Annotated in this window: 16 protein-coding genes; 11 read left to right on the plus strand and 5 right to left on the minus strand. The window is 68.7% G+C overall.

Annotated features, from left to right (window positions below; genetic code table 11):
- The first annotated feature begins 78 nt into the window (after positions 1-78).
- The 4 genes from EV648_RS19120 to EV648_RS19135 all read left to right on the plus strand — a co-directional run bounded on the left by EV648_RS19120 (position 79) and on the right by EV648_RS19135 (position 4,515).
- The gene (locus EV648_RS19120) at positions 79-1,194 is read left to right on the plus strand and encodes a hypothetical protein (protein WP_132293229.1); all 1,116 of its coding nucleotides are present in this window, start codon (positions 79-81) and stop codon (positions 1,192-1,194) included.
- The gene (locus EV648_RS19125; RefSeq protein WP_132293232.1) at positions 1,191-2,489 is read left to right on the plus strand and encodes a peptidoglycan-binding protein; all 1,299 of its coding nucleotides are present in this window, start codon (positions 1,191-1,193) and stop codon (positions 2,487-2,489) included. Before EV648_RS19120 ends, EV648_RS19125 begins: the two co-directional genes overlap by 4 nt.
- Complete coding sequence (locus EV648_RS19130; protein WP_132293235.1) at positions 2,486-3,178, plus strand: ABC transporter ATP-binding protein; 693 nt, start codon at positions 2,486-2,488, stop codon at positions 3,176-3,178. Before EV648_RS19125 ends, EV648_RS19130 begins: the two co-directional genes overlap by 4 nt.
- 128 nt (positions 3,179-3,306) lie before the next feature.
- Positions 3,307-4,515 carry an ABC transporter permease gene (locus tag EV648_RS19135; RefSeq protein WP_132293237.1) on the plus strand — a complete coding sequence of 403 codons (1,209 nt, stop codon included), beginning with the start codon at positions 3,307-3,309 and terminating at the stop codon, positions 4,513-4,515.
- Between the two features lies 1 nt (position 4,516).
- Here the strand turns inward: EV648_RS19135 and EV648_RS19140 are convergent, their stop codons facing one another.
- Together EV648_RS19140 and EV648_RS19145 are read right to left on the minus strand one after the other, a co-directional pair.
- Positions 4,517-5,797 carry an MFS transporter gene (locus EV648_RS19140; protein WP_199234695.1) on the minus strand — a complete coding sequence of 427 codons (1,281 nt, stop codon included), beginning with the start codon at positions 5,795-5,797 and terminating at the stop codon, positions 4,517-4,519.
- Between the two features lie 59 nt (positions 5,798-5,856).
- Complete coding sequence (locus tag EV648_RS19145) at positions 5,857-6,333, minus strand: DUF4188 domain-containing protein (RefSeq protein ID WP_132293240.1); 477 nt, start codon at positions 6,331-6,333, stop codon at positions 5,857-5,859.
- Positions 6,334-6,410: 77 nt separating this feature from the next.
- Between EV648_RS19145 and EV648_RS19150 the strand changes: the two genes are divergently transcribed.
- On the plus strand, positions 6,411-7,040 hold the full coding sequence (locus EV648_RS19150) for a MerR family transcriptional regulator (RefSeq protein WP_132293243.1): 630 nt from the start codon (positions 6,411-6,413) through the stop codon (positions 7,038-7,040).
- 1 nt (position 7,041) lies between these two features.
- Here EV648_RS19150 and EV648_RS19155 read toward each other — a convergent pair whose 3' ends face one another.
- Complete coding sequence (locus EV648_RS19155; protein WP_132189883.1) at positions 7,042-7,974, minus strand: acyl-ACP desaturase; 933 nt, start codon at positions 7,972-7,974, stop codon at positions 7,042-7,044.
- A 272-nt stretch (positions 7,975-8,246) separates the two neighbouring features.
- On the opposite strand from EV648_RS19155, the gene EV648_RS19160 reads away from it, so the two are divergent.
- Both EV648_RS19160 and EV648_RS19165 read left to right on the plus strand, forming a co-directional pair.
- The gene (locus tag EV648_RS19160) at positions 8,247-8,663 is read left to right on the plus strand and encodes a thioesterase family protein (protein ID WP_132293246.1); all 417 of its coding nucleotides are present in this window, start codon (positions 8,247-8,249) and stop codon (positions 8,661-8,663) included.
- On the plus strand, positions 8,660-9,790 hold the full coding sequence (locus EV648_RS19165; RefSeq protein WP_132293249.1) for a zinc-dependent alcohol dehydrogenase family protein: 1,131 nt from the start codon (positions 8,660-8,662) through the stop codon (positions 9,788-9,790). Before EV648_RS19160 ends, EV648_RS19165 begins: the two co-directional genes overlap by 4 nt.
- A gap of 101 nt (positions 9,791-9,891) precedes the next feature.
- Here the strand turns inward: EV648_RS19165 and EV648_RS19170 are convergent, their stop codons facing one another.
- Positions 9,892-10,527 carry a dihydrofolate reductase family protein gene (locus EV648_RS19170; RefSeq protein WP_132293252.1) on the minus strand — a complete coding sequence of 212 codons (636 nt, stop codon included), beginning with the start codon at positions 10,525-10,527 and terminating at the stop codon, positions 9,892-9,894.
- 316 nt (positions 10,528-10,843) lie between these two features.
- Here EV648_RS19170 and EV648_RS19175 point away from each other — a divergent pair, with 316 nt between their 5' ends.
- The 4 genes from EV648_RS19175 to EV648_RS19190 all read left to right on the plus strand — a co-directional run bounded on the left by EV648_RS19175 (position 10,844) and on the right by EV648_RS19190 (position 14,015).
- Positions 10,844-12,289 carry a pre-peptidase C-terminal domain-containing protein gene (locus EV648_RS19175; RefSeq protein ID WP_132293255.1) on the plus strand — a complete coding sequence of 482 codons (1,446 nt, stop codon included), beginning with the start codon at positions 10,844-10,846 and terminating at the stop codon, positions 12,287-12,289.
- Between the two features lie 112 nt (positions 12,290-12,401).
- The gene (locus EV648_RS19180) at positions 12,402-12,941 is read left to right on the plus strand and encodes a pre-peptidase C-terminal domain-containing protein (protein ID WP_241995365.1); all 540 of its coding nucleotides are present in this window, start codon (positions 12,402-12,404) and stop codon (positions 12,939-12,941) included.
- Between the two features lie 229 nt (positions 12,942-13,170).
- Complete coding sequence (locus EV648_RS19185) at positions 13,171-13,584, plus strand: hypothetical protein (protein ID WP_132293261.1); 414 nt, start codon at positions 13,171-13,173, stop codon at positions 13,582-13,584.
- 65 nt (positions 13,585-13,649) lie between these two features.
- Positions 13,650-14,015 carry a hypothetical protein gene (locus EV648_RS19190; RefSeq protein ID WP_132293264.1) on the plus strand — a complete coding sequence of 122 codons (366 nt, stop codon included), beginning with the start codon at positions 13,650-13,652 and terminating at the stop codon, positions 14,013-14,015.
- A gap of 68 nt (positions 14,016-14,083) precedes the next feature.
- On the opposite strand, the gene EV648_RS19195 is transcribed toward EV648_RS19190, so the two are convergent.
- A complete protein-coding gene (locus tag EV648_RS19195) occupies positions 14,084-14,770 on the minus strand; it encodes a transcriptional regulator (RefSeq protein WP_241995428.1) in 687 nt (228 codons plus the stop codon).
- Positions 14,771-14,823 lie beyond the last annotated feature (53 nt).

The raw sequence follows: 14,823 nt of genomic DNA on the forward strand, positions 1-14,823 counted from the left end.
ATGAAGATCGGCTGAGAGCATCGGGTGCTGATCGGTCCTTCACAGGTTCTTCACGGCCCCGCCGCCAGGCTCCAGGCCATGAAAACCACACGGAAAGCACCAGTGCCCCGCGTAGGACACACTTCGGCGCGGGCGGCACTAGCTCTGGTCGCCGTGCTGGCGCTGGCCGGCTGCGGTGGCACCAACGACCCGGGTGCCTCGGGCAACGAGGACCAGGGCGAGAAGAGTCCGCTCGCGGAGTACATGGGTGACGGGTTCATGAGCAGCTCCGGCGGCGGGATGCGGATCGCGGTCCGGGCCGGCGGCGGGCAGGGCTCGTCGGAGGAGGAGCTGGCCAAGCAGCGCAAGGTGGAGGACGGCACCGCCGCCTGTATGAAGGCGGCGGGATTCGAGTACGTCGCGGTGCCGCCGGAGTCGAACCCCAAGTCCAAGTTCGACGACGCGTTCAACCTGCCGCCGGACAAGTTCGCCGAGCAGTACGGCTACGGCATCAGCACGATCGACTGGTCGAAGCCCGGCGGCGAGGACGACACCAACCCCAACACCAAGATCCGCAACGCGCTGTCCGCGACCGCCAAGAAGGCCTACGACAAGGCGCTGAACGGGCCGAACGCGACCGGCGACGGCAACGTGATCGCGGTGCCGTCGGACGGCAAGAGCAGCAGCACCGGCCCGACCGACATGGGCTGCCGGGGCAAGGCGGTCGAGGAGGTCTACGGCAAGCGCGACATGCTGGCCGACTTCAGCAAGTACGAGTCGCTCTTCAAGGATATCGACGCGCTGCGGAAGCGGATCGAGTCCGACCAGCGCGTGGTCGACGCCACCGCGGCCTGGGCCGACTGCCTGGCTGACGCCGGGCACGCCGGGTTCAACAAGACCGACGAGCCGCGCGAGAAGGTCAGCCAGAAGCTCGACGAGCTGACCGGCAACGACAACGGCGGCCCTACCGGCGGGGCGACGCCCAAGAAGGGCAAGGTGACCGCGGTCGGCCCGCCGTCCTTCGACAAGGTCGACGCGCAGAAGCTGGCGGACCTGCGCAAGTTCGAGATCGAGCTGGCCAAGGCGGACCAGGGCTGCAAGGCGAAGGTGTACGACGAGCCGTACAAGAAGGCGCAGTACGAGCAGGAGACGGAGTTCGTCGCCTCGCACAAGGCCGAGCTCGAGGCGTACCGCGACGGAATGGCGGAACGGTGACCGCTTCTCCCAAGTCGCGCCGGCGCGTCCTGGTCGGGGTCTCCGCGGTGGCGACGTTCTCGCTCGGCGTGGGTGTCGCCGCCGGCAGCCGGCTGATGTCACCGGAGGACGCGGCCGCCAAGACCGCTCCGCCGAAGGCTTCCCAGATCACCGTGCCGGTGGAGAAGAAGGCGCTGTCCAGCAAGGTCGTCGCGCGCGGGGACACCTCGTTCGACGGAGCCGTGAACGTCCGGGTCGAGACGAGCGGGCTGCAGACCCCGGCCGTGGTGACGGGCAAGGTGCCGAAGGTCGGCTCCACCATCCAGGCGGGCAAGGCGCTGCTGGAGATCGCGGGGCGTCCGGTGATCGGCCTGCCGGGCGTCCTGCCGATGTATCGCACGCTCACCCCGGGCTCCAAGGGGCCGGACGTGCTCCAGCTCGAGCAGACCCTGGACAAGCTGGGGTTCGACCCGGGCACCGTTGACACGAAGTACGACAGCAGCACTGCGCGTGCGGTCGAGGAGCTCTATGAGTCGGCCGGGTACGAGGCGCCCGAGCCGGACGAGCAGCTCAAGCAGGCGGTGGAAGGCGCGGACAAGAACGTCGACGCGATGAAGAACCAGCTCCGCCAGGCGCAGGCGGCGCTCAAGCAGGCCAAGGCCGGCCCGGGCAATGGCGACACCTCGGTCCAGCAGGGCGCGGTCGACGACGCGGAGGAGAACCTTGACGATGCCCGGGAGGCGCTCGCCGAAGCCGAGTTCAAGGCCGGTACTCCGCTGCCCGTGTCGGAGGTCGTCTTCGTGAAGACGCTGCCGCGCCGAGTGGACGACGTGAAAGTCGAGCGCGGTGGCACCGTGAACGGTGTGGTGATGTCGGTCAGCGGCGCCTCGCTCGTGGTCACCGTCAAGGTGGACGCTGCGACGAAGGAACGGCTGAAGGTCGGGATGCCGGCCAGCTTCGACCTCGGCGACGGCAGCCTCATCGCCGCCACGGTCCGCCGGATCACCCGGAACGCGGACCAGTTCGACGTGGTGGTCGCGCCGAAGACCCTCACCGCGACCCAGCTGGAACGCCTCCGCGAGGCGAATGTCCGGGTGACCATCCCGGTGAAGAGCACCAACGGCAAGGTCCTCGCCGTCCCGCTCGCCGCGTTGTCAGCAGGCTCCGACGGCGGCTCCCGCGTCGAAGTACTGCGGGACGGCAAGGTCGAGCTGATCCCGGTCACGGTCGGGCTCTCCGCGGACGGCTACGCCCAGGTCACCGCCTCGGGCGATGCCAAGCTGACCGAGGGCGACCAAGTGGTGGTCGGCCGATGAGCGCCACGGCGGTCGCGTTGCCGGCGCCGGTGGTGGAGATGATCGGCGTCCGGCGGTTCTTCCCCGGACCACCCGAGGTGCAGGCGATCCGGGAGGTCGACCTGACCATCGGGCAGGGGGAGTACCTCTCGATCGTCGGCCCGTCCGGCTCCGGCAAGTCGACCCTGCTGCATCTGCTCGGGCTGCTCGACAACCCGACCGGCGGTGTCTACCGCCTCGACGGCGTCGACACCCTCAGCCTGCGCGAACGACGTCGCGCAGTACTGCGGGGCGAGCGGATCGGATTCGTGTTCCAGTCGTTCCACCTGCTCGATCACCGCACGGTGCTGGAGAACGTCGCGCTCTCGATGGTGTACGTCGGAGTGCCGCGGCGCGAGCGGATCGCCCGAGCCCGGGTGGCCCTCGAACGGGTCGGGTTGGCGCATCGGATGGACTTCGCGCCGACCACGCTCTCCGGTGGTGAGCGCCAACGGGTGGCGATCGCCCGGGCGCTGGTGGCCGAGCCGAGTCTGCTACTCGCCGACGAACCCACCGGCAATCTCGACAGCGCCAACGCGGAGGCGATCCTCGAAGTGTTCGACGAGTTGCACCACGAGGGCATGACGCTCGCCGTCATCACCCACGACGACAACGTCAGCCGACGCGCCCAGCGCCAGGTCCGCATCGTCGACGGGACCCTCCAGTGGTGACCCCACCAGCAGGCCCCCCGGATCCCGCCGGCGGGCCGTCCACTTCCCGCTCCGCCAAATTGCTCCGTCGTACCCGCCTCGCGCTCGCGGGCGTCGTACGGCGGGGCGCTGGATCACGGCGGAAACGGTTGACGCGCGGTCCCGCGGTACGGGATCTGCTCGACGAAGCGTTGGCGGGCGTCGCCGCTCGGCCTACGCGGTTGATCCTGACCACCCTCGGCACCGTGCTCGGCATCGCCGCGCTGGTCGGAACAGTCGGGCTCGGGCAGACCGCGGCCGGCCAGATCACCCAGCGCTTCGACCTGGCCGCCGCCACCCGGGTCGTAGTACAGCCGGATGACAAAGGTGGGCAGGAAGGTGAGGCCGCGACCCAGTTGCCGTGGGACGCGCCGGAGCGGATCGCCCGGCTGAACGGCGTGGACGCGGCAGGCACGGTGAGTCAGCTCGAGGTCGGGGACGACCTGGTCCGCAGCGTCGCCGGGCTGGATGGCCAGAAGGAAGGGCACGCGCTGCAGGTGATGGCGGGCTCGCCAGGCCTGTTCGACGCGGTCCGCGGCGGCCTGACGACGGGCCGGTTCTTCGACGCCGGGCACGACAAGCGCGGTGACCGGGTCGTCGTCCTGGGCAAGAATGCGGCGGAGCGGCTCGGCATCAACCGGGTCGACTCGCAGCCGGCGATCTTCGTCGGGGACCAGGCGTACACCGTGATCGGCATTCTCGACTCGGTCAGCGGCCGGGCCGAACTGCTCGACGCGGTGATCATGCCGAACGGCGCGGCCAAGCTGGCCTACGACCTGGAGTCCCCGGACGCGGTCGAGATCCGTACTGCGGTCGGCGCGGCCCAACTGATCGCCGGGCAGGCGCCGGTCGCGATCGACCCGAACAACCCGAGCGCGCTGAAGGTGGACGCGCCGCCGAAGCAGGGTGGCGTCCGCAAGGGTGTGGAGTCCGACCTGAACGCGCTGTTCCTGCTGCTCGGGGCGGTCGCGCTGCTGGTCGGCGGGTTGGGTATCGCCAACGTCACCCTGCTGTCCGTGTTGGAACGCGTCTCGGAGATCGGCCTGCGCCGCGCTCTCGGAGCCGCGCGTCGACACGTGGCGGCGCAGTTCCTGGTGGAGAGTGTGATCGTCGGGTTCCTGGGTGGTCTGCTGGGGACGGCGGTCGGGGTACTGCTGACGGTCGGCGTCTCGTGGTTCCGGGACTGGACGCCCATCCTCGACAGTCGGCTGTCGCTCGGAGCACCGCTGCTGGGCGCGGTGATCGGCCTGATCGCCGGCACGTACCCCGCTTGGAAGGCCTCGGCGATCCAGCCGATCACTGCCTTGCGGGGGACCTGATCTAGGACGTGGCCGGAAGCGGGTCCTTGGCGGAGAGGCGTGAATAGGCGAGAGCAGTCAGCAGGAAGCCGAGAACCACGAAGATGAGGACCGAGTAGGACTTCCCGTCGTCGGGCAGGATCACGGCGCCGAGTGCGGCGGCGGAGACCTGCCCGACGTTGAAGATCATGTCGTAGAGGGAGAAGACCCGGCCGCGGTAGACGTCCTCGATACCCGTCTGGACGAGGGTGTCGACGCTGATCTTCACGCCCTGCGCGCAGAAGCCGGTGAGGAATCCCGCCACCAGGATCGCGGGCTGGGTGTACAGACCCCCCGGGACCGCCGTGACCACGCCGGCCGCGACGAAGAGCACGGTGATCCATCGGCGCAAGGTCAGCGCCCGGGTCGCCCAGGGAGTCACGAGGGCGGCGAGGAACAGGCCGGCTCCGACCGCACCGGTCGCCAGCGCGAGTGCGCCGAAGGCCTCGTCGAGTTGGTCCGGGCCGTAGAAGCGGTTGCGGTACAGCAAAATCATCGCGACGGTCACGAGTCCGAAGAAGAACCGGAGCGAGCCGATCGCAGCCAGCCCGAGGGCCGGTTGACGCCGCTCCTTCAGATGCCGGGCGCCGTCGATCAAGCCGGCCGCGATACCCCGGATCGCCTCGCCCACTCCGGGCCGCCGGCCGGTCAGGTCGGGCCCGAGTTGGTACCGGCCCAGCCGGAGGGCCAGCAGAGCCGCCGCCAGGTAGACGACGGACGTCGTAGCGAGGACTACCAGGTCGGAGTCGGAGATCAGTTTCACGCCGGCCCCGACGCCACCGCCGATCAGGAACAACGCGGTGCCCGAGGTCGGCGTGACGGCGTTCGCCATCACGAGTTCGTCGGTGTCGACCACGTGCGGCAGACCCGCGGACAACCCGGACAGCAGGAAGCGGTTCACCCCGAGAGTCAGCAGCACGGCCAGGTAGAACGGCACTCCCGCGTTGCCGACAGCAACAATCGCGGCGACCACCAGGACCAGCGCCGCCCGGGTCAGGTTCGCCCCGAAGAGGATCTGCCTGCGGGACCACCGGTCGAGGAGCACTCCGGTGAACGGGCCGAGCACGGAGTACGGCAGTAGTGCGACGGCGAACAGCCCCGCGATGGCGGCAGCGTCCGGCGCCCGCTCCGGCGAGAACAGCACGTACGACGCGAGCGCGACCTGGAACACCCCGTCGCCGAACTGCGAGGTCAACCGCACAGCGAACAGTCGCCGGAAGTCACCCCGCCTCAGCAACCGCCCAAGATCCCGCAAGAACTGCACGCCAGCACTGTAACCACAGCCCCCACCGCAACCCCGCCCGCCTCAACCACTTCTCCGAGCTAGTGCTTGGTGCTCAGCCGTTCGGCGGCAGTGCGACCCCGGGAGTTCACCGGGATGACGCCCGAGACCTTCCCGAGGCCGAGCAGGGGCATGTTGCCGTAGATCGTCTCGGTGTGTCCGGCCGGGACGACGTACGTCTCGTGCCAGATGCCGACCGTGTTGCCCTTGTACGCGTGCTTGTAGAACTCGGTCCACGCCGGCCGATGCGTCCGCTGCGCATCATTCGCGAACGCCTGCAGTTTCTCGACGGACTCCCAGTACTGGATCATCGTGACGCTCCGCAGCCCGGGGAAGCTCCGGAAGCCGAGCAGCCCGCTCTCCGGGTCAGCGCTCAACTCGCGCAGCATCGGCCCCATCGCCTTCGCGACCGGGATCCACTGCCGCCAGGCGCGCAGCGAGTTCACCCGCATCCCGATCAGGAAGACCACCAGGTCGCCCTCGTACGCCGCCGTCTGCCGTCCCTCGACCACTGACATCTCGATCTCCTCTTTTGGATACCCAAGCTCTCTAATATTGGAAAGTGATACTCTCCAAAAGTCAAGAGGAGGACCGGATGTGGATCGCGGAGCTGTCCCGGCGGACGGACGTCCCCGTGGCGACGATCAAGTACTACCTGCGCGAGGGCCTGCTGCCGCCCGGCGAGTCGGTCGGCGCCACCAGATCCCGGTACGACGAGTCGCACGTCCGCCGGCTGCGGCTGATCCGCGCGTTGGCGGAGGCGGGCGGCCTGTCGCTCGCCCGGATCCGCGGCGTGCTCACCGCGGTCGACGAGGAGTCGCGCGAGATGCACGAGGTGCTCGGCGCGGCCCACAATGCCCTGCTCCCCGACACCATCGAAGCCAGTCCGGACTCGCTTGCCCGGGTGGACAGACTCCTCAAGGACCACGACTGGCAGGTCGACCAGGAGTCCCGCGACCGTGCACTCCTCGCCAGTGCCCTCGACGCGTTGGAGAAGGTCGGGTATCAGCTGGACGACGACCTGCTCGAGACCTACGCCACCACCGCCCAGCAAACCGCCGAGGCAGAGGTTGCCCACCTACCCTCGGGCGATCGCCAGCACACAGTGGAGACCACAGTGCTGCTCACCGCCCTAGGTGGACCGGTTCTCCTGGCCCTCCGCCGGCTGGCCCAGCAGAACGCCTCAGCCCACCGCTACAACGCAGTACGGCGAAGCTGTCCCTGACTCAGACTTCGGCGCGAGCGGCCTGACGCTCCCGCAGGCGGGCACGCTGCTCGACGAAACGGCTTGCCTGCGCGTCGAGGGCGGCCATGAACTCGGCCAGCTCGTCGCGGGCCTTGGCGCCGTCGCCGCTCAGGTCGTCGCGCTCGAACACCTTCCACATCCGAAGGATCGGCGCGACGACCTCGTCGTGATGCAGCCGCAGGTCGTAGATGCCTGCCTTTGCGATCGTCACCGAGTTCCGGGCGAACCCCTCCATCGTGGCGCCCGGCATCGAGAAGTCGCGCACCTCGTTGACGACGGCTCGCATCGTCTCGTTCGGAGCGGACTCGAAGGCAGCCGCGACCAGGTTCCGGTAGAAGATCATGTGCAGGTTCTCGTCGGTCGCGATCCGGGCCAGCAACTGGTCCGCGATCGGGCAACCGGTGGCCTTGCCGGTGTTGCGGTGCGAGACGCGGGTGGCGAGCTCCTGGAAGCTGACGTACGCGATCGCCTCGAGCATGTTCTTCTCGACCACGTGACCGGCGGTCATGTGCGCCATCCGGGCGTTCTCGAGCTCGACCGGGTCCACTCCGCGGGTGACCACCAGGTAGTCGCGCAGCGCGATCCCGTGCCGGCCCTCCTCGGCGGTCCACCGGCCGACCCAGGTGCCCCAGGGGCCGTCGAGGCCGAACTGGGTGGCGATCTCCCGGTGGTACGAGGGCAGGTTGTCCTCGGTCAGCAGGTTGGTGATCATCGCGACCTTGGCGACCGGGTCCAGCCGCGACTGCTCCGGCGCCCAGTCCTCGCCGCCGAGGAAGGCGAAGTCGCGGCCCTCGCTCCACGGCACGTAGTCGTGCGGGTTCCAGTCCTTGGTGATGGCCAGGTGCCGCTCGAGATTCTGCTCGACGACAGGCTCCAGCTCGTGCAGCAGGTTCGTCACCAGCTTGTCGGTCACCGGGGTCTCCTTGTCGTCGGGTCCCCCCACCCTACGGCACCGTAAGTTACGCCACCGTAGGTTCCGCGCGCCCTGTCGATCCCGGCAGCCGCTGACGACGGTATCGACGTACGTGCCGAGGTCCGCGGAGTCGTCGTCGCAGGGGAGGTCGACCGCGATGACGTGCCGGCCGCGGCGTTCGAGTTCGGCGGTCAGCGGGTGCCGGTGCCAGGGCGTGCAACCCGCGCGTGGGATCAGGAGGTACGTCAACTTCTGCACCTTATGGTGGGCGGATGGATCGGAGCTCCTACGCGCACTTCCTGGCGATCACGACGCGCTGGAAGGACAACGACGTCTACGGGCACGTGAACAACGTCGAGTACTACAGCTTCTTCGACACGGTGATCAACGAGTTCCTGATCCGGGCTGGTGAGCTCGACATCCATCGCGGGGACGTGATCGGGCTGTGTGTCGAGTCGGCCTGCACCTTCAAGCAGTCGCTCGCGTTCCCGCAGACGGTGGATGCCGGGTTGCGGGTGTCGAAGCTCGGCAACTCCAGCGTCCACTACGAGATCGGGCTGTTCCGCGCGGGCTCGGACGAGCCCGCCGCCACCGGCCGCTTCGTGCACGTGTTCGTAGATCGCGAGAACCGCCGCCCGGTCGCGCTGCCCGACCGGCTCCGCGCCGCGCTGGAAGGAATCACCGGATGATCGTGCGAGGCGCAGTACTGCGGGAGATGGGACTACCCAGTCCGTACTCCGAGTCGCGGCCGCTACGGATCGAAGAGGTCGAGCTGGCTCCGCCGGGCCCGGGGGAGCTGCTGGTCCGGATCCGTGCGGCCGGGTTGTGCCACTCGGATCTCTCGGTGATCGACGGCTCCCGGCCGCGGCTGATGCCGATGCTGCTCGGCCACGAGGCGACCGGTGAGGTGGTCCAGTCGGAGGCCGAGGGGTTCGCCCCTGGCGACACGGTCGGCTTCGCGTTCGTCCCAGCGTGCGGCGCCTGCGGCCCTTGTGCGGAAGGGCGCGCGGCGCTGTGCGAGCCAGGAGCAGCGGCCAACACCGCAGGCACCCTGCTCTCCGGCGCGCACCGACTCGGCCAGCTGGGTGAAGATCTGCCGGGTCAGGTGCACCACCACCTCGGCGTCTCCGGCTTTGCCGATCACGCGGTGGTCTCGGCGCGGTCGGCCGTGAAGATCGACCCCGACCTGCCACCGGAGATCGCCGCGCTCTTCGGGTGTGCGGTGATGACGGGCGTCGGTGCCGTGGTGAACACAGCCCGGGTCCAAGCGGGCCAGAGCGCAGTCGTCTTCGGCCTCGGCGGCGTCGGGCTGTCGGCCCTGCTCGGGGCTGAACTGGTCGGCGCGCATCCGCTCGTCGCGGTCGACGTCGTACCGGAGAAGCTCGAGCTCGCACTCTCACTCGGCGCCACCCACGCGGTCGATGCCCGAAGCAACGACGTGGTCGAGCAGGTGCGCGAGGCGACGGCCGGTGGCGCGCATTACGCCTTCGAGACCGTCGGCAGCGCAGCCGTCCTCGGCCAGGCCTACGCAGCCACTCGCAGAGGCGGCACCACCGTCACGGTCGGACTCCCGCATCCCTCACAAATGCTGAGCATCCCCGCAGTCAGCCTGGTCGCCGAGGAGCGCACCCTCAAAGGCTCCTACCTGGGCTCCGCGATTCCCAGCCGCGACATTCCTCGTTACATCTCCCTCTACAAAGCCGGCCGCCTGCAGGTCGACCGGCTGCTCACCTCGACGGTCTCCCTGGACAACCTGAACGAGGCCTTCGACATGCTCGCGGCCGGCACCTCCATCCGCCAGGTCCTGGTGCTCTGAGGAACCCGACGGCGGTGACCGATGTCCCGGCCACCGCCGTCCGGAGTACTAGTTGTTGTCGATGAAGGCGCGGGCCAGCTCCTGGCAGCAGTACCAGGGGCTCAGAGAATCTCCTTCTCCTTGCCGTCTTCTACCTCGATGTCGCCGACGTGGAACGGCTTCGGCTGGAGCGCGACGTATGTCGTACCGGTGCGGGTGATGCGGCTGTCGACCACGGTGAAGCCGGACGCCGGGGCGCCGTCGCCGAAGAGGCGCTTGCCGGTGCCGACGGCGACCGGGAACGTCAGCAGCCGGTACTCGTCGATCAGCCCGGCCTGGTGCAGCGACTGGGCCAACCCGCACGAGCCATGCACCTGGAGTTCGCCGCCGGGCTTGTTCTTGAGGTCGCGGATCTGCTCGATCGCGTTGTCCGTCAGCGCCGTGCTGTTGTTCCAGGCCGGTTCGAGCGCGGTCGACGTCGCGACGTACTTCGGCAGGTTGTTGAGCGCGGCCGCCACCGGGTTGTCCGGATCGGTCACCTGGGACCAGAAGGCCTGCATCATCGTGTAGGTGGTGCGGCCGAGCAGGATCGCCTCGGCGTGGGTGAACCAGTCGCTGACGATCTCGCCCATGCCCTCGTCGGAGTACGGGACCAGCCAGCCACCCCGCTCGAAGCCGCCACTTCGGTCCTCGTCGGGTCCGCCTGGGCCCTGCATGACGCCGTCGACGCTGAGAAACGTGTGCAAGGTGAGCTTCATGGTCGATCTCCCTTTCGCTGCCTGACATCGGGTTGTCGTGTGCTTTCACCCAGGCGTCGGCCGGCGGTCGCCGTACTCGACATTCCGATTTCTGTGACCTGTATCACAGGCGTCCGCTGCGCCGTCAACGAGCGGTGGCCACGCTCGGACAGCCTCTGGGGAAGGTAAATTCCGCGGAAAAGTGTGTACACCGGGACAACCGCTGAGGCACTCTACGCAGAGTGCGCGCACGCGTACGACAAGTGAGGCAACGGCACGCCCCGGCCGTCCCCCCAGAAAGCCGGCGGTGCCGCGGAGTCCCTGAGGAGGGCCCCAGATGCACAGCAGGTTCCGCCGAACCGGTGCGCTCGTAGGCGCCGGTGCCGCTCTGTTCGGAGCGCTGGCCGTCGTGGCCGGCAACCAGGCAGACGCCCAACAGGGTCCGTCCCCGGCCCCGTTAGACCAGCTACTCGGCCAGCCGCTCCAGGGTAGGACCGCCCTCGGCAAGGTCCAGCCGCGACTCGCCGAGCTGGCTGAGCGCAACGGGATCGCCGAGCAGCAGTTGCAGCGGATCCTGGCCAGTGACAAGACCAGCTGGCTCGACAAGGATGGCAAGCTCTTCTACAGCGAGCCCGTCGCCTCCGCCAAGGAGCGGGCCGCGACCACGAAGTCCCCGAATTGGGCTAAGCGCGCCGTCGCGGCCGCCGCCGGCCCGGCGTTCGAACTCCACAGCAAGGCCGGCTCGAACCGGGTGATCTACCTGGACTTCGACGGCCACACGATCAGCGGTACGGCGTGGAACACCGGCGGCAAACCCGCCACCGTGAACATCACGCCGTACGACACCGACGGCAACACGAGCAACTGGAGCACCGCCGAGCAGAACGTGGTCCGCGAGGTGTGGGCCCGGGTCGCCGAGGACTACGCGCCGTTCGACGTCGACGTGACCACCCAGGCGCCGCCGGAGTCCGCGATCACCCGCTCGGGTTCGTCGGACCAGCAGTACGGCACGCGCGTCGTGATCGATCCGACGACCTGGTACCAGTCCGGCTGTGGCTGCGGCGGGGTCGCGTACGTCGGTGTCTACGACAACACCAGCCGGCACAGCTACTACCAGCCCGCCCTGGTCTTCACCAAGGGTGTCGGCACCGGCGCGAAGAACATCGCCGAGGCGGCGTCGCACGAGGCCGGCCACAACGTCGGGCTCAACCACGACGGCACCTCGTCGGTCGGGTACTACGCCGGCCACGGCGCCTGGGCGCCGATCATGGGCGTCGGCTACTCCAAGGCGATCAGCCAGTGGAGCAAGGGCGAGTACTCGAACGCCAACAACAAGGAAGACGACTTCGCCGTCGTCGGTCAGAACGGCCTGGCCCTGCGCGCCGACGACCACGGTAACGGTACGGCGGACGCCACCGCGCTGACTCTCGGCGCCACCGCGAACGGCATCTACGCGAACGACTCGGACGTCGACACCTTCCGGATCGACCTCGCGGCCGGCACCTTCACCTTCGCGGCCAACGCGGCGGCCACCGGCGGCGACCTGGACATCAAGCTCCAGTTGCTGAACTCGGCCGGCACCGTCGTCGCCACCGCCGACCCGGCCTCCGGCCAGTCGAACTCCGGTACGCCGACCGGCCTGAGCGCGAGCATCAGCCGCCAGGTCACCGCCGGGCGGTACTACCTCCGGGTGGACAACACCGGCTACGGCAGCCCGCTCAACACCGGCTACTCGACCTACGGCAGCCGCGGCGCCTACTCGGTCAAGGTCACCGCCGGGTAGTAGGTCCGGCATGGAGCCCCCGTCGGTTCGCAGTACGGGGGGGTCGCACAGGGTTTGCCCGCGTCGCCGCCTTCTGGTGAGGGCGGCGGCGCTGGGCTCGGGGGAAACATCCGTGAGGTCGGGGGGAATCCTTGAGGAGGATTCCAGATGCAGAGCAGTCGGCGCGACCGCGAACGGCATCATCGCCGCCGAGTCCGACACGTACGTGTACCGCGTGGATGTCAGTGCCGCCGGCAACTACACCGCCACGGCCAGCCCGGCCGCGCTCGGTGGCGACCTCGACCTGAAGCTCGACCTGCTCGACTCCGCGGGCACCGTGGTGGCCACCGCCGACCCCGCCTCCGGCCAGAGCAACGCCGGTACTCCGACCGGCCTGGGCGCGAGCGTCGCGAGCAACCTGCAGGCCGGCACTTACTACCTGCGCATCGACAACGTCGGCTACCGCGATCCGCTGAACAAGGGTTACTCGACGTACGGTAGCCCGGGGCGCTTACGCCCTGGCGATCAATCCTTCCTGAACCCCTGCGGTTGGTCGACCTCTGGCGGGTCGACCAACCGCAGGCCTCTTTTGTCGCCGAAAGTCAAGAGGTCCATAACTGTTCCGTTCGCTGCCAAAGGCGTATACGTTCGCGACTGGCAGTCAGCGGTATAGACCGCTAGGTGTGCGGGGGGATTCAGCCGGGCTCGAGTCCTGACAGCACCGCCAGTCCGCTCCGCTGGGGCCGGAAGCTGAACGACGGGGAAACCATGTCCAAGTCTAGAAGCCGCCTTGTGGCGGCAGGATCAGCGCTAACACTGACGGTCACGGCAGTCGGCATCTCGGTGCTGGGCGGTGGCGCGGCGGATGCCAAGGCCACCGGTGCTTCGGCTGCCAGCGCGACTTGACGTATCCGCTGATCGCCAACTCGGTGGCCAGCAGCCAGATCGTGAACCGCAGCACCGCGCACATCGACTACGGCCTCGCATCGATCGCGCTCGACAACATCGAGCCGTCGACCGTGGTGTCGCTCCGCACCCCGAACGCGAACTCTGTCGACGCGGGCACCGTCCAGGACGGCACGCTCACCGAGGCCGACCTCAACGCCGCAGTCAAGGCGAAGCTGAACGCCGCCGGCCCGACGTACCTGAAGCACTGGGGCACGGTGCACCGAAACGTCATCGGTCGGCCGACGCCGGACTCGCCGCGACGTCCACCCAGGCACTGCTCGGGGACGGCGCGCTCGACCTGCACACCGCGTCCGCGACCGACAAGGTGGCCTTCGGCAACGAGGTCGACTTCGCCGGGCAGAACGTGAAGGCTCTCGGCACGATCGGGTTCTCGGTCTAGACGACCGGCGAGAACAACGCCTTGGGCAACAACATGCCGAGCATCATCTTCGAGATCGACCCGAACCTGACCGCGGTCGCCTCGAACTACGCGTCGCTGGTCTACGTACCGGCCAACGGCGAGGCCAACAAGTGGACGGCCTTCAACGCGACCACCGACACGGCCAAGCACTGGGGCCTGACGGGCGCTGCCTTCAACGGCACGGCGTGCTCGATCAACACCAACCGCTGCACCTGGACCGAGGTGCTCGCCTACCTGAACGACGGTGGCGATGACGCCAAGGTGCTGACCGCGACCGTCAGCAAGGGCCGGGACTACGCCTTCCCCGGATCGGTCGACGCCCTGAAGTTCGGTGGCAAGACCTACAACTTCGATGCCGCTGGCGTCACCGCTCAGTAGTTTCAGGGCTGCTCTGACGTGTGGGCGCTCCGGGATATCCCTCGGTGCGCCCAGCCGTGCGTTGGCCTTCAGTTCTCCACGGGCAGCTCGGCGCCGCGCGCGAGTCCGAGAGTGGCGATGAGGTCTTCGTGCAGCTCGAACCAAACCGTGTGGCAGGAGTCGGCGCCCGTCCGGTCGACCCACGAACGGTCTCCCGCGATCACCCGCCCGAGCGCGGTACTGAACCTGGTGTCGTACCCCTGGAAGCGATCGAGCACCGAGGTGAGCCGCCCCGACACCGCCTCGAGTGCCTGGCCCAGCGCCGCGAGTTCGTCGATCACCCGGCCGTCCCAGGCAGCATCGCGGTGGTCGTTGAAGGCCAGCGAATCCGCGGCTGTCGGCCTGATCTGCCAGTCGGTGCAGGCCCGCTGCAACCGCTCATTGAGCGACAGAAACACCCGGTACGCCTCGCGAACCACCTCGGCACCGGCTACCTCTCCCAGCCCCTCCGGGCCGGCGCCCTCTCCCAGCTTCGCGCCGGCGACCTCTCCCGGCCCCTCCGGCTCTCCCGGGTCCTCGGGCTGTGCCAGTCCCGCCAGCTCTGCCGCCAGTTGCCGCTCGTTCTCCACGCGCCCGGCCTCAGTGAGCGACCACCCGCCTGTCCCGGCGAACTCCGACCACGTGACCCACCCGAATGCCTGGCAGTCAAGCAGGACCTCAGCAGCAACCGCCTGCTCAACCCCGAACCGCGCCGCCACCGCCCGATCATCAGCCATCCCCCGAAGCCGAACCGCATGAAGCACCAACAACTCCACCTCAGACCCCCGAC

Source organism: Kribbella sp. VKM Ac-2568 (genome assembly GCF_004345365.1).
GTDB lineage: Bacteria > Actinomycetota > Actinomycetes > Propionibacteriales > Kribbellaceae > Kribbella > Kribbella orskensis.

Bases quoted from the DNA above. Each gene is read 5' to 3' on its own strand.
- EV648_RS19120 (WP_132293229.1), top strand. From the start codon at position 79: ATGAAAACCACACGGAAAGCACCAGTGCCCCGCGTAGGACACACTTCG.
- EV648_RS19170 (WP_132293252.1), bottom strand. From the start codon at position 10,527: ATGAAGCTCACCTTGCACACGTTTCTCAGCGTCGACGGCGTCATGCAG.
- EV648_RS19130 (WP_132293235.1), top strand. From the start codon at position 2,486: ATGAGCGCCACGGCGGTCGCGTTGCCGGCGCCGGTGGTGGAGATGATC.
- EV648_RS19190 (WP_132293264.1), top strand. From the start codon at position 13,650: ATGCCGAGCATCATCTTCGAGATCGACCCGAACCTGACCGCGGTCGCC.
- EV648_RS19145 (WP_132293240.1), bottom strand. From the start codon at position 6,333: ATGTCAGTGGTCGAGGGACGGCAGACGGCGGCGTACGAGGGCGACCTG.
- EV648_RS19150 (WP_132293243.1), top strand. From the start codon at position 6,411: ATGTGGATCGCGGAGCTGTCCCGGCGGACGGACGTCCCCGTGGCGACG.
- EV648_RS19175 (WP_132293255.1), top strand. From the start codon at position 10,844: ATGCACAGCAGGTTCCGCCGAACCGGTGCGCTCGTAGGCGCCGGTGCC.
- EV648_RS19195 (WP_241995428.1), bottom strand. From the start codon at position 14,770: ATGGCTGATGATCGGGCGGTGGCGGCGCGGTTCGGGGTTGAGCAGGCG.
- EV648_RS19160 (WP_132293246.1), top strand. From the start codon at position 8,247: ATGGATCGGAGCTCCTACGCGCACTTCCTGGCGATCACGACGCGCTGG.
- EV648_RS19165 (WP_132293249.1), top strand. From the start codon at position 8,660: ATGATCGTGCGAGGCGCAGTACTGCGGGAGATGGGACTACCCAGTCCG.